The organism is Paraburkholderia sp. Clong3, from assembly GCF_050436485.1.
Lineage (GTDB): Bacteria > Pseudomonadota > Gammaproteobacteria > Burkholderiales > Burkholderiaceae > Paraburkholderia > Paraburkholderia tuberum.
In genome coordinates, this window is sequence record NZ_JBNDMH010000003.1 from 747037 (window position 1) to 760035 (window position 12999).

The following is a 12999-nucleotide window of genomic DNA, read 5'->3' on the forward strand; positions in this document are numbered from 1 at the left end:
ATGTCAGATGAGATCGTAAGTGGCATTATCGGTGGCCTTTTTGGGCCGTTAATCGGAAAATTTCTTGGTAAATTTCGACTATGGAAAGTTTTCGTCGTCTCGATCATCCTTTTGTATGGGGCGGCCTTTGTGTTGGGCTTGGTCGTCGTTGGATTTAAGACCACGATAGCGAGATTCGGACAGCTTTTTTTACCGCTCCCAATGCTGATTTTTCTTTCTCTATCCGCCTGCGCAACCTTCGTGGCTTTCTTGGGCCGAGATGCCATTCGAAAAGCGGGCGAAGATAAGTCTTAGCATTCCATGTACTGCAGTCGGGTTTCTATCTCAACCAGCAATTCTCTGCGGTCGGTCTGGGCGCAGCAGCGAGTGTGGGAGCGGTAAACGGCATGTTCGCGACGTCGATGTTTAGCTGGGCAGGTGTCGAGAATTCGATAAAGAATGTTGCCACAATCCCCGGCTTTGTGCTTCAGGTCAACAAATTGGTCTTGGGACAGGCAGCGGGTAAAGCTGCCCAAGCCGCTGTTCAATCGCCTCAAGGATCATCAAGCAAGTGATGAGGAGCTAACAATGATCGACGGTTTCTGGAGCGGCGTTTTTGGCGGCCTGCTTGGACCAGCCATTTCGCGTTGGCTTGGGCGGTATAGATTCTGGAAGGTTTTTATTGCTCTTCTGATAGGGATATATGCTTCATTGTTTTTCATTGGAATAGCTAAAGTTGGCCTTGCTGATTCGGCAAAAAGAATCGTTGCAATGATTTCTACATTGCCGGGAATACTTGCGCCAGTTGGAATCGCAGCGGCGCTGGCATTCTGCGCGTTCCTCGGTGCGGCGTCAGCGAAGAAAAAGGAATAGCCCCGAGAGTCAGGTGATCTATCTGATAATTTTTCGAAGGGCGAAGAAGAGTCGAGAATCGCAGGTTCTTTTTGAAAAAATGGCGTATCGATCAAGCAGCAGTTCAGTCATCAACTAAAAGCAATTCGAATGAAAATCCGCAAGAGGCTGAAGGCATTGCCGCTCACAGCCCTGATAACGCTCGCCCATGCGCAGCAGACTCCGACGCCTGCGGATACCGCAGCAGCAGCCCGCGCCAGCGCCGAACAGAATCAGCAGGTCGAGCAGCAACGCAATGCGCAGGAACGTGACGCGACGGTCAATGCGCCGTCGGTACTTTCGACCATTGCACGCGTTTCAGGCTGGCCCGAATTGCCGGTCGAAACGCCGTGCTTCCGCATCAACTCATTCGTGCTTGATGTGCCCGCGACGCTGCCGGATGCCATACGCAAACAGGGCGCATCCGCGTTGCCGCTCGACCGCTTCGCGTTCGCCCGCGAATGGCTCGACCATTACCGGGGGCAATGCGTCGGCAAGGCAGGACTCGACACGCTTACCAAGGGATTGCAGCAGACAATTCTCGGTCGCGGCTACATCACGACGCGCGTATTGCTGCCCGCGCAGGACCTGTCAACCGGCACGCTGAAGTTTGCACTGGTGCCGGGTGTCATCGGCAAGGTTCGCTTTGCGGATCCTGCCACGCGCGGCACATGGAAGTCGGCATTCCCGACGCAAAACGGCAACGTGCTGAATCTACGCGACCTCGAACAGGGACTCGAACAGATGAAGCGCGTTAGCAGTCAGGACGTGGACATGAAAATCGAACCCACCGACGTACCGGGCGAAAGCGATGTGATCGTCACGGTAAAGCGCGCGAAGCCGTGGACGGTGGTTGCGTCGGTGGACAACTCGGGCACGCGGGCCACCGGCAAGCTGCAAGGCAACCTGAGCCTTGGCATCGACAATCCGCTCGGGCTGAACGACATTTTCAACGTCGGCGTGAGTCAGGACCTCGAATTCGGCGACAAAGGCCTCGGTTCGCACGGCTGGAACGGCTTCTATTCGGTTCCGTGGGGCTACTGGACCGGCACGCTATCGGCCTACACGAACACTTACTACCAGCAGATTGCGGGCGTCAACCAGACGTTCGTGTCGAGCGGCAACGCGCAGACTGTCGATTTCAAACTTCAGCGGGTATTGATGCGCAGCCAGAACAACGTACTTGGTGCGCAGTTCCGGCTGACGAAGCGCTTCGGTGAAAGCTTCATTGAAGACACCGCTATCCCGCAGCAGCGGCGCAACAACACGTTCATCGAGGCGGGGCTTACCGATCGCCACTACTTCGGCAGTTCGCAGTTCGACGGTAGTCTCGCGTACCGTCAGGGTGTGGACGGACTCGGGGCGACACCAGACTTCTACGAGAATGGCCCGACTTACCGCTTCCGCATGGCCATCCTCGACGCGAACCTGTCAATGCCGTTCAGGATAGCAAGCCAGCCATTGCGTTACGTGACGAGCGTTCATGGGCAGTTCACTAACAACACGCTGAACTATATCGATGACCTGACCATCGGCAGCCGTTACACGGTGCGCGGCTTCGACGGCGAAACGATGCTCGCGGCCGAACGCGGTTTCTTCTGGCGCAACGAGTTTCAGCTACCGGTTGGATCGACCGGACAGTCACTTTACGCAGGCATCGACTACGGGCACGTGTTCGGACCGAACGCCGCATATCTCGCCGGTACACAGCTGGCAGGTGCGGTGCTCGGTGTGCGCGGTAGTGCATCAGCAAAGGCTGGCGCGCTCGCCTATGACCTGTTCGCCGGGACGCCGATCTACAAGCCGTCAGATTTTCCCACTGCGCGCGTGACGCTCGGTTTCCAGTTGACCGCTCAATTCTGATAATCACCCTGCCGACGCTATCCGGGTTTTCGGCGTTTCAACAAAGAGGAAAACAAAATGAAGTCATCGAAAACGAATGGGCTTGGAGCCGTTGCTGTTGCCGTTGTCGTGGTTCTGGGCGGATGTGCAACCGAATCGTCGCGCTCGCTGCCGGTGCCCCCCGTCGCCAGTGCGCAGAAGCCAGCAGTGGGCCAACCCATCGGCATTTCAGTCGGCAAGTTCGACAACCGGTCGAGCTATATGCGCGGCATCTTCTCGGATGGCGTTGACCGTCTCGGTGGTCAGTCCAAAACCATCCTGATCACGGCGCTCCAGCAGACTGGGCGCTTCAATGTGCTCGATCGCGACAACCTCGACGAAATCCGCCAGGAAGCAGGCTTCCTCAAAAAAGCACAATCGATCAAGGGGGCGCGCTTCGTCATCACCGGGGACGTAACGGAGTTCGGTCGCAAGGAGGTTGGCGACCGGCAGCTATTTGGCATCCTCGGTCGTGGCAAGAGTCAGGTGGCCTACGCAAAGGTCAGCCTGAACGTCGTCGACACGACGACATCGGAAGTCGTGGCTTCGAGCCAGGGAGCGGGCGAGTTCAGCCTTTCGAACCGTGAAGTCATCGGCTTTGGCGGCACCGCCGGCTACGACTCGACACTGAACGGCAAGGTGCTCGATCTGGCGATTCAGGAGGCCGTCAATCACCTGGTCGAGCAGGTCGATGCAGGCACGCTGAAGGCCGCACAGTAAGTACGCCGGGCCATTGCGTTCCATCCACTTTCAACCGCACCTGCCATAAATGTGATGATGCGATTCACGATGAAACATAGCCGCATGATGCGGGGAATCTGTCTGCCAGTAATGGCGACAGCCATACTCCTCACGGGATGCGCGGCGAACCGCCCCCAGCCTCTTTACCAGTGGACCGGCTACCAGCCGGCCGTGTACGACTATCTCAAGGCGGAAAAGGCTCCGCAGGAGCAGATCGATGCGCTGGAAAAAGCGCTGCAGGAAATCCGCGCAAAGGGCGCCACGCCCCCGCCAGGTTTTCATGCGCAACTCGGGATGCTGTACGCGAGCGTTGGCAAGGACGGGCCGGCCATGGAACAGTTCGGGGCCGAGAAGGACCTGTTTCCGGAGTCCTCGACCTACATGGATTTCCTGATGAAACATAAAACGAAACAGCCTTAAGCGAGCCGTCATGTCCAGATTCCTTTCTTTCAGACTTTGGTTTGCCCTCTCGACGTTCGCGTTGTTAGCTGCGTGTGCGCAACCCGTCAAGCATGCCGATTACACCGCTTTCAGGAACAGCCGGCCGCACTCAATCCTCGTTCTACCGCCCGAAAACGAGACGACCGACGTGCAGGCGACGAACAGCATGCTTTCGCAGATGACGATGCCACTCGCCGAATCGGGTTACTACGTGGTGCCGGTGGCGGTGATGGATGAGACATTCCGTCAGAACGGCCTGACCGTCCCGGCCAATATTCAGGCAACCTCCCCGGCGAAGCTGCGCGAAATCTTCGGTGCTGACGCCGCGCTGTATTCAAAGATCACGCAATTCGGCACCGTGTACCACGTGGTTGATAGCGCGACTGTCGTCACGGCGTCGGCAAGGCTGGTTGACCTGAAGACTGGTGATGTGCTGTGGCAGGGCAGCGCAAGTGCCAACAGCAACGAGGGGAACAACTACAGCGGAGGCGGCCTGATCGGCATGCTCGTGACAGCGGCGGTCAAGCAGATTTCAAACTCCCTGACGGACAAAAGTCACGACATTGCTGCCGTGACGAGTTACCGGTTGCTGCACGCGGGGCCGCCGAATGGTCTGCTATACGGTCCGAGATCACCGAAATCTGGCACGGACTGATCACGCCGGTTGCCATCTTGCCCCGCTGGACGGGGCACGCGCGCTTTCGACAGTGAGACGATGCTCGCCGCCGAAATGGGCTTCTTCTGGTGCGACGAGCTTCAGTGGCCAACTGGCTCGCCGGGTCAGTAGCTCCATGCGGGCCTCCACTAGGGGCTGGATATCACCGAAACGCCGTCCATCTCGACTGTGACCAGCTGGTGAACGCGGTCCTCGGCATCATGGCCCTCGCATCGGCGAAGACCGGCTCGCTCCTGCTTGACCTGTTTGCCGCGTCGTCTGTCTATAAGCACCCGGCTTCGCGACGACGCGGACGACGGTCGTGGTTTCATGCGACAGCACAATTCTGAACGATGAAAGCAAGATCTATCAGCACACGGGCGCCTGCCGCCGCAGACAACGCGGGGGAGGACAAGGAACTGACGGCATTCCTGAGCGCGCGGATCAACGCGTTGCTGTCCCCACGGCACGACCCGCGACCGGATTGTCCGCGCTGTGGAGGCGACCACATCAACAGCGCGGGATTCAGGACACGGCAGACCCGCCGGATGCCAGTATTCGATTGTCAGACGTGCGGACGTCAGTTCAGCCGCACCGTCGGCACACCGCTGTGCGAAAAACACCTCAAAAAGCTCGATGTATTCGTGTCCCTGCTGTCGCAACCGGTTTCGTGCGTCGAAGCCGGACACCGGATGGGCAGTCTGCCGGATGACATCAAGGAGCGCGTCACGGCCTTTCGTCTCTGGCTGCGGGAACTCGATCCGGGCGGTGAGTGGGAACGCCGTGTCCGGCTTGGCGGGCGACCGACCGAGGTCGATCCCGCGCCGCTCGTATTCGACGAGATCGGCGTATGCGAAGACCTGAAACTGACCCGCTGCCCTGATGCGCGAATTCGACGAGCTGAATTTGATCAGTCACCGGCCACCTCCGTGCCCGGATTGCGGCAGCCGAAAAACCCGCTTCTCCGAACGTCCGAACGGCGGCTTTCCACGCTTCTCATGCCCTGCCTGCAAACTGAAATTCACCCGGCGCCGCGGTACACCGTTCGTGAACACGAAAATGGGTACACTCGAGCGCATGCGGGAGTGCATCCGGTATCTGTCGCTACCGCTGTCGGTCATGCAGGTGTCGGAAATCGTCGGTACCAGTCCCGGAATGATCCGGAAATGGCGCAACATGTTCGCTGAATTCGCGGATCAGCTGGAACCCAGCGGCGGCCTCTCGTCGCGCATTAGTCTGGGCGTCGCACCGGGTGCGACGACACCATGTCCGTTTTGCGGTCGCTCGGGAAGCGCGCAACGCACTGATGACCGCGGCTGGTCGTGTGTTGGGTGTGGCCGGCTGTTCTCGATGCGACGCGAGCTGGTCGACAGTGACGGCCAACTGCGTATCGTCGGCAATGCGACATGAAACTGCCTTCGGGCGCTCGAATCGCGGGAGCGGCTTAGCCGGATTGTCCGTTCGGCCGCAACATCGCCGTTGCCGGGTAGGCAGTTGAAGCTGTAGAAGGTAGGACCTGGTTGGTCAGACGATGTGAGGTCGTTGGTCTCAGTACGGCTAGTTTGGTACATTCGACAGCGCAGAGTAGATCGTCGATTACCCCGAGCGGGCAGACTTGAGAGCTTGTCCGTTTTCGCAGCGTGCGCGCCCTCGCGTCGCGAAGAGCCATATCGTGCTGGATTGTTAGGTATGTCAGTCCCACCCTTGGCGCTTGCCCTCAGGGAGGCTGGCGCTCGATTTCTCGGTGAAAGTAGCCGGTACCGAAATCGCGCGTGAGACTTACATTGCGACCAACACTGCCGATTTGACTGGAGCAGACGGCTGATGACATCGTAGCCAAACTTCGTCGGATACTCCTGTGGGATTTGGCATAAAGAAGTGAATTCAACTGTTCGAGAGGTACCCGAATGACATTGACTGCTGACCGCAAGGACTTTGTTGACCCAGACACCTGTTGTCATCGATGCGTTATGAATGGAAATAACAGGGCGCTGAGTTCCGGCGTTGCATTCTTCCTGAAACATGACGATGGAACCGAACATCCATATGGACCGCATTGCGCTGCAGAGACGTTGGGTGGCAGGGAGGCTCTGAAGGGCATTCCCGATTTTACGGCTCGGGAATCTGACCAGCTGGGAGGTGGTGAATCGGGTGGAGGGACGGGCGGTAGTGATGGCCCAGACCCGCAGGACGCTGCGCTGCGCGATGCTGCGATTGCAAAACGCTATCTGCTGCTCAGAATGGAGAAAGTTGCGAACATCCCTGGTATCAATCCAATGGTTAGATATCAACCTCTTCAAACCATTTATCAGGAGTTTCGAAAGACCGGGATTCTTGATCCGGCTGACGTGACCCACATCCTGGCAATCGAAAGAAAAGCCACAACGCCTACAAATCTGAGGACAATTAATCTCCTTGATGTCTACACGGCGGAAACCAAGCTGACCAGACGCATCAAGCAAAGCACGACTCCGAAAGATAAAACCTATCTGGAAGGCATTCGTTCGTGGCTACGCGCGAAGCTGCGTCTTTCAGCCAAGCAGATTGCTTCGGCCAAAATTCAGTTACATCCATCGGCTTTTGACAATTGAGCCCTCTAGGATTGCTCCGAAAAGCCTCGCACTAGTGGAGACGGCACAATTGTCGCGAACCAATCAAACTAATCCCCGTATCGCTATCCTCCGAACAGATGTGGAGCGAGGAATTCTTCAACCTTTTCGCTCACATGGCTGGGTTGCTGAGATCGATCAAGAGCACGACTATCAGTCGAGTCTTGAAGTTGTCGTCACGAAAGGGGGAAAAACCGTTCGCCTTGGGGTTCTCTATAGTACCGCCACGGACAATGCGTTTTACAAAAGGTTGGAGCAGCGAGTCCGGCATATTTTTTTTAATGGTCAGCCTTACATGCTGGACAGTTTTGCCCACGGTATAAGTGTACCTGTGGAGCCGTTGGGGGATTTTTTCCCTCTCCTTGTCGCGTTGAACAAGCAACTGGAGCCCGACCGCACTCCAGCGGTAATTTCCAAGCCAAAAATAGCTGTTCGGCGAATTACGGACGAGAACCCTCTGAATGGAATCCTGGCCCGCTTGCAACAATTCACCAGCGTGAACCTAGCCGCCAGACTAGTGGAGCGGCGAGCCAACCATGAGGCTGTCATTCTGACGCAAGAGCAAGTAGCCACGAAGGCTGCGGGTATCGCGTATGCCATGAGAAACGCTTTGGACTACATCAGTTTCTCACCAACTGACAAGTTGAACAAACGAATCCTCGGCCTCTATTACGGAACAATTGCATTCGCTTTTGCGGAAATGCTGGCCTCTCCGAGCGGACCGTCCGATCTAGATGGTGTGGAAGAAATGACAAAACAAGGGCACGGGTTGTATGCAGTGCCCGGGGTGCACGGCGGTTTCGCGGACGTGCACGTAGGAGTCCTGGCCACGGGTTTTCTACCTCAGTGGCTTGCCTTCCTGGGTCTAGACACTTCGACGTTCCCCAAGCGAAAGCCTAGGAGTGCAAGCGACCTCGATGCTGTTCCCAAAGGGATGAGTTGTACCTTGCAGAGTCTATTTGCTTCAATGCCCGAGATTGACGACCTCTTTGCGCAGGTTTTTGGAGGTACTCCGGGGTGGATTGTTCCTGTCTATGACATGATCGAGAACCGCTTGCCAGCCATAAACGGGACAGGTAAGAAAGTAGACAGCACGTACGCGTTGTTTGTTGATCGCTCCGGTTTGGTTCCTGTTGGTCGACTAGAAAATTCAGGGTGGCCGATTACCGAGGTGCAGCAGGTCGAGCGTCCCAACATAGATGGAAATGCGTTCCGCGGGCGCGTCGATCATTCTGGACATGACTCATTGTGGAGCGTGCTGCCGACGCACTCGTCTCCCTTTCGCAATAGGACGACGCTCCTTTTTCCGACCATCGGTGGTATGAGGGAATATCGGACCATCGCGGCGACAACGCTGTATGCCCTTTCGATTTTAGTTCGATATATGCCAAGCGCGTGGCGACGAATCGAAGGAGGCGATGAGGACCAGTACCTAGCTTTAGTGACCGCGTCATTGGGTGTTTGGGAACGCGTCCTTCCTGAAGAATTTCTGGAATGTATCGCGGGCGAAACAATCGTAACAGCGCAGCCATGAAGTTGGCTAGCATGGTAACTCATTTACTTTCAAATCAGCCTAGAGACGTGGCGCCGGTACAGGTCGTGCATCGCGGCAAGAGCAGGACGTTGTCGGCACCCCAGCGCCGCTGGCTCAAACGGCGACAGGCCATCGAGCCGATCATCGGCCATGTCAAGCAGGATCACGGCATGCGACGCTGCTGGCTGAAGGGGCAAACTGGCGACGCCCTGCATGCGGTGCTGTGCGCCGTCGGCTATAACCTGCGCTGGCTGCTGCGCGCCATCGCCCGGCTCGGCATCAAGCCTGCCTTTTTTGTTCTCATGGTTCTGCGCCTGTTCGTTGACTTCACGTCGATAACGTTGCTTTCACGCTCCGCACGCGGCTTCCTTCAACTCGCTAAATGAATTTTGCAGGTCCGACTAATTCGTCGGGTGTGTTCTGGAAAACCAGCAGAGGTCAAATGGTCGATTTGCCGATGAGGTGATCAACGATTCAAATTGCATGCGGTACCTGGGCGGTGGCGGATTTGGAGATTTTGATTGCTATGAACATCATGCAAAATTCCTTGAAATTGACAATAAGAAACTGGCAAATTCAATTAAATCGGCACGCGGCATCAAAAGGGCGAGCAAGGCTGAACTTGACCGGTGCATGCGCGCACAAGATGAATCGGCAAAGGCTCGCGGTCTAGCCCCTAAACTAGCCTATGATATGGAATATTGAAGAGCCGCCGAAAACACATGTGGATATGTGCGACGTCATGGAGGCGCGCTGTCATTATTCGATCCGAAAACAGCAAAACGAATTCCTGCGCGATCTAAAACGGGTTGAACGACCCAGTTCGGCTGGGCTCCGCAAGACCAGGGCACGCAAACCGGCACCACCCCGACTGAGCATAGGCGACATCGCCGATTAACGCGATGCCGTGAGCAAAAAGCCATTTGGCCCTGTCCAGCTAGTTTCAACATCGTGCAGCGGGGGCAGTGGTGGCATGCCCGTCGCACCCGACTGGTGAAAAGCCGTAATCTTCGTCACTCGTCCGTACGGCTCCGACTGGCTGTGCGCCGCCGTGACCGCCTCCACCTGTCCGCTGCGCCTTCACGAAGATGAATTCAATGACGCCATCGAACGCCGCGCACGATCGACCAGTCGCGTGCCGCGTCGTTCTTCCAGCGAGCAGATTTGCTGGCTCAGCGCGGGTTGCGCGATATGCAGGCGCTCCGCGGCGCGGCAGAAGTTCAGTTCCTCCGCGAGAACGACGAAGCACTGTGGAGCCCTGAGGTTTATGTCGGTGGTCCTGGCTGGGGAAGATCGAGCATAACTTGTGCGGGGAGGGCGGCAACACAGGACGAACCCGCCGTGGTAGTGGCGGGTGCGGAGATCATGGTTTCGGTGCGAGCGGCGCGAAATGTTCCCCGTCACGTTGATTGGTGACGACGTAGCCATCTCGCTCGCGTATCTTCAGGAAGAAGAGTATCGGGGCGGTAGCCGGATCGCCACCGCATTCGGGCGTATGTTTCTCGTGAACCCCGACCACGAAAAAGCGCTTCTCATCGGATACGTCGAACATCAGGCATTGGGTGCGGTTAGAGGATAGATGGTGGCTCTGGGTAACTTTCGCTGCCCGGTCCGCTGCCTGATCCGCTGTGGCGATCGTCTGCCCCGATGCCATTGCGTGCACGCTGGCGGGAAGCAGAGCGAAGGTCACCAATCGTGTCCTCAAGGTTTTGTCTGTTCTACCGGACGTCATATTGATCGACATGGCGTGAGCGAATGATGCTGATCAGTTTTGCGCCGTACTGCGGGTCGGTCGCATGGAGCCCCAAATCTATACCTGACAGTCAACGCTCGGCTATGGGCGAAGGATGAAAGCGATAACCCCCAGTGATCGCTGTATCCAAACAATTCATTAGTCAACTATCACCCGGCTTCTGATAATGTGCGCACAAAACAAGCCATAGCGGACGCCACCGTCGGAGCATCGGCGCGGGCTCACGCGACAATCCGGAGGAGACGATGCTGCGACCCAAGGTCAGCCGGGCGGTTCTCGCACTCATGTGCGCGATGTCGTTCATCTTGTATCTCGATCGCGTCAACCTGTCGGCGGCGGCGGGGCTGATCCGCGACGATCTGCATCTGAGCAATACCAACGTCGGCCTCGTGTTCGCCGCGTTCGCATACACGTACGCGCTGTGCCAGGTGATCGGCGGCTGGGTCAGCGACCGCTTCGGCGCGAAGCTCACGCTCGTGACCTGCGCAAGCATCTGGATCGTCGCGACGGTCGCGACCGGTCTCGCGGGCGGGCTCGCGTCGCTGTTCGGCGCGCGGCTTTTGCTCGGCATCGGCGAAGGCGCGGCGCTGCCCGCGCAGGCGCGGGCGCTGACCAACTGGTTCCCGTCGAACCGGCGCGGCTTCGTGCAAGGCCTCACGCATTCGTTCTCGCGGCTCGGCAATGCGATTACGCCGCCGCTGATCGCGCTGCTGGTCGCGTATTCGTCGTGGCGGGTGTCGTTTCTCGCGGTCGCCGCGCTGACGTTGGTGTGGGTCGTGGTCTACGCATGGTATTTCACCGACGACCCGCGCAAGCATCGCCATATGACCGCGGAGCAGGAAACGCAATTGCCGCCGGTCCGTCAATCCGCGGTCGAAGCGACGCGCGAGCCCACGCCGTGGCGGCGTCTGCTCAAACGCATCGCACCAACAATGCTCGTCTACTTCTGCTACGGCTGGACCGGCTGGCTGTTCTTCACCTGGCTGCCCACGTTCTTCATGCACGGTCGCGGCCTCGATCTGAAAAGCTCGGCGATGTTCTCCGCGGGCGTGTTTCTGTCCGGCGTGGTCGGCAATACCGCGGGCGGCGTGCTCAGCGACCGCGTGTTGAAGCGTACGCGCAACGTCGTCGCGGCGCGCCGCAACGTGATCATCTGCGCGTTTCTCGGCGCATTGGTATTCCTCGCGCCGGTGATGGTCGTGAAGTCGCTGCCGGTCATGGCAGCGTGCATGAGCCTGTCGTTCTTCTTCCTCGAAATGACGATCGGGCCGATCTGGGCCGTGCCGATGGACATCAGCCCGCGGCACGTCGGTGTCGCGAGCGGGCTCGTGAATGCGGGCTCGGCGGTTGCGGGGATTTTCACGCCGATCGTGTTCGGCCTGATCGTGGACCGCACGGGTAGCTGGACGCTGCCGTTCGCGGGCTCGCTCGGACTGCTCGCGCTCGGCATCGTCGCGACCTTCTTCATGCGGCCGGATATTCCGCTCGACGCGGCTCGCGCTCACCCGGATCTCGCGGACATCAATGCGGGCGGCGAATTGCGCTTCGCAGAAAACCTCACGCCGCGCGAATCGAATCGATGACCAGTTGCATCGCCGGCGTGACGCGCCGGTTTCTGCGCAGAATCAGCCCATACGGTGCGAGCCGGCCGCGCAGCGGCGTCGCGATCGCGGCGATCGCATCGAGCGCGACGTAGTACTGCGCGACCGAACTCGGCAGCACGGCGAGCATGTCCGAGTCGTGCAGCAACGACAGCGTGGTCAGAATCGACGAGGTCTCGACCGTGCTCACCGGCGGCGCAACGCGCGACTCGCGAAACGTTTGATCGATGACCTGGCGCATCGGGCTCGGATGCGGCTGGATGATCCACGGATAGCGCGCGAGGTCCGTGAGCTTCGGCCGCATGCCCGTTTGTTTGCCTGTTTTCACGGCCGGATGATCGGGCCGCACGACGATCGACAGCGCCTCTTCCGCCAACGTCTCGAAGCTCAGATCGAGCGCCGGAAAACCATCGGGAATCCGGCCAATCACGATATCGAGCTGATCCTGTTGCAGCGACTGCACGAGCACGTCGCTGGTGTCGATCGTGACCGCCATCTGCAGGCGCGGGTGCGCTGCCTTCAGCTTGACGATCGTGTGCGTCAGCAATTCGGGCGACGGCGCCATCACCGCGCCGATGCGCACCTTGCCGATGTCGCCGGCCTCGATGCCGGCCAACTCCTCGCGCAGCTCGTCGAGATCCTGGAACACGACGCGCGCATAGCGCATCACGGCCTCGCCGAAGATCGTCGGCTCCATGCCGCGCGCATGGCGTACGAACAGCGATACGCCGAGCGTGTCTTCGAGTTCCTGCAAGGCTTTGGTCGCGGCGGGCTGGGTCATCGCGAGATCGTCGGCGGCACGCCGCAGCGATTCCGTTTCCGACAGCGCGACCATCAGTTGCAGATGACGCAGGCGCAAGCGTTTGCGAATGGTGGAGGCGGGCGGGATCATGAGCGATAACTTTAGCGAATCG

12 protein-coding genes and 3 pseudogenes are annotated in these 12999 nt (G+C 58.4%); 11 read left to right on the top strand and 4 right to left on the bottom strand.

What is annotated here, in order from left to right:
- Complete coding sequence (locus tag OKW30_RS26825; protein ID WP_429334355.1) at positions 1-294, top strand: hypothetical protein; 294 nt, start codon at positions 1-3, stop codon at positions 292-294.
- 248 nt (positions 295-542) lie between these two features.
- On the opposite strand, the gene OKW30_RS26830 is transcribed toward OKW30_RS26825, so the two are convergent.
- Entirely contained in the window at positions 543-947 is a 405-nt protein-coding gene (locus OKW30_RS26830; RefSeq protein ID WP_429348086.1) for a hypothetical protein, read from the bottom strand.
- Positions 948-981: 34 nt separating this feature from the next.
- On the opposite strand from OKW30_RS26830, the gene OKW30_RS26835 reads away from it, so the two are divergent.
- The 9 genes and pseudogenes from OKW30_RS26835 to OKW30_RS26875 all read left to right on the top strand — a co-directional run bounded on the left by OKW30_RS26835 (position 982) and on the right by OKW30_RS26875 (position 9436).
- Positions 982-2733, top strand: a complete 1752-nt coding sequence (locus OKW30_RS26835) for a ShlB/FhaC/HecB family hemolysin secretion/activation protein (RefSeq protein WP_429348087.1) — start codon at positions 982-984, stop codon at positions 2731-2733.
- 57 nt (positions 2734-2790) lie between these two features.
- Positions 2791-3471 (top strand): CsgG/HfaB family protein, encoded by a 681-nt coding sequence (locus OKW30_RS26840; RefSeq protein WP_429348088.1) that lies wholly within the window; start codon positions 2791-2793, stop codon positions 3469-3471.
- 69 nt (positions 3472-3540) lie between these two features.
- A complete protein-coding gene (locus tag OKW30_RS26845) occupies positions 3541-3912 on the top strand; it encodes a DUF4810 domain-containing protein (protein ID WP_429348089.1) in 372 nt (123 codons plus the stop codon).
- Positions 3913-3922: 10 nt separating this feature from the next.
- Positions 3923-4588 carry a DUF799 domain-containing protein gene (locus OKW30_RS26850; RefSeq protein WP_429348090.1) on the top strand — a complete coding sequence of 222 codons (666 nt, stop codon included), beginning with the start codon at positions 3923-3925 and terminating at the stop codon, positions 4586-4588.
- A 353-nt stretch (positions 4589-4941) separates the two neighbouring features.
- Positions 4942-5998 (top strand): annotated as a pseudogene (locus OKW30_RS26855) (DUF746 domain-containing protein).
- A gap of 497 nt (positions 5999-6495) precedes the next feature.
- The gene (locus OKW30_RS26860) at positions 6496-7179 is read left to right on the top strand and encodes a hypothetical protein (RefSeq protein WP_187619791.1); all 684 of its coding nucleotides are present in this window, start codon (positions 6496-6498) and stop codon (positions 7177-7179) included.
- Positions 7180-7228: 49 nt separating this feature from the next.
- On the top strand, positions 7229-8731 hold the full coding sequence (locus OKW30_RS26865) for a YaaC family protein (protein WP_429348091.1): 1503 nt from the start codon (positions 7229-7231) through the stop codon (positions 8729-8731).
- Between the two features lie 26 nt (positions 8732-8757).
- Positions 8758-9117, top strand: a pseudogene (locus OKW30_RS26870) (transposase); the annotation flags it as partial.
- Positions 9118-9214: 97 nt separating this feature from the next.
- Positions 9215-9436: a hypothetical protein gene (locus OKW30_RS26875; protein WP_187631200.1), complete on the top strand. Its 222-nt coding sequence runs from the start codon at positions 9215-9217 to the stop codon at positions 9434-9436.
- Positions 9437-9835: 399 nt separating this feature from the next.
- Here the strand turns inward: OKW30_RS26875 and OKW30_RS26880 are convergent.
- Both OKW30_RS26880 and OKW30_RS26885 read right to left on the bottom strand, forming a co-directional pair.
- Positions 9836-10000: pseudogene (locus OKW30_RS26880) on the bottom strand (LysR family transcriptional regulator); the annotation flags it as partial.
- A gap of 94 nt (positions 10001-10094) precedes the next feature.
- Complete coding sequence (locus OKW30_RS26885) at positions 10095-10421, bottom strand: hypothetical protein (RefSeq protein ID WP_429348092.1); 327 nt, start codon at positions 10419-10421, stop codon at positions 10095-10097.
- A gap of 308 nt (positions 10422-10729) precedes the next feature.
- Between OKW30_RS26885 and OKW30_RS26890 the strand changes: the two genes are divergently transcribed.
- Complete coding sequence (locus OKW30_RS26890; protein WP_429348093.1) at positions 10730-12067, top strand: MFS transporter; 1338 nt, start codon at positions 10730-10732, stop codon at positions 12065-12067.
- On the opposite strand, the gene OKW30_RS26895 is transcribed toward OKW30_RS26890, so the two are convergent.
- Positions 12042-12977: a LysR family transcriptional regulator gene (locus OKW30_RS26895; RefSeq protein WP_429348094.1), complete on the bottom strand. Its 936-nt coding sequence runs from the start codon at positions 12975-12977 to the stop codon at positions 12042-12044. The genes OKW30_RS26890 and OKW30_RS26895 overlap by 26 nt on opposite strands.
- Positions 12978-12999: the final 22 nt, after the last annotated feature.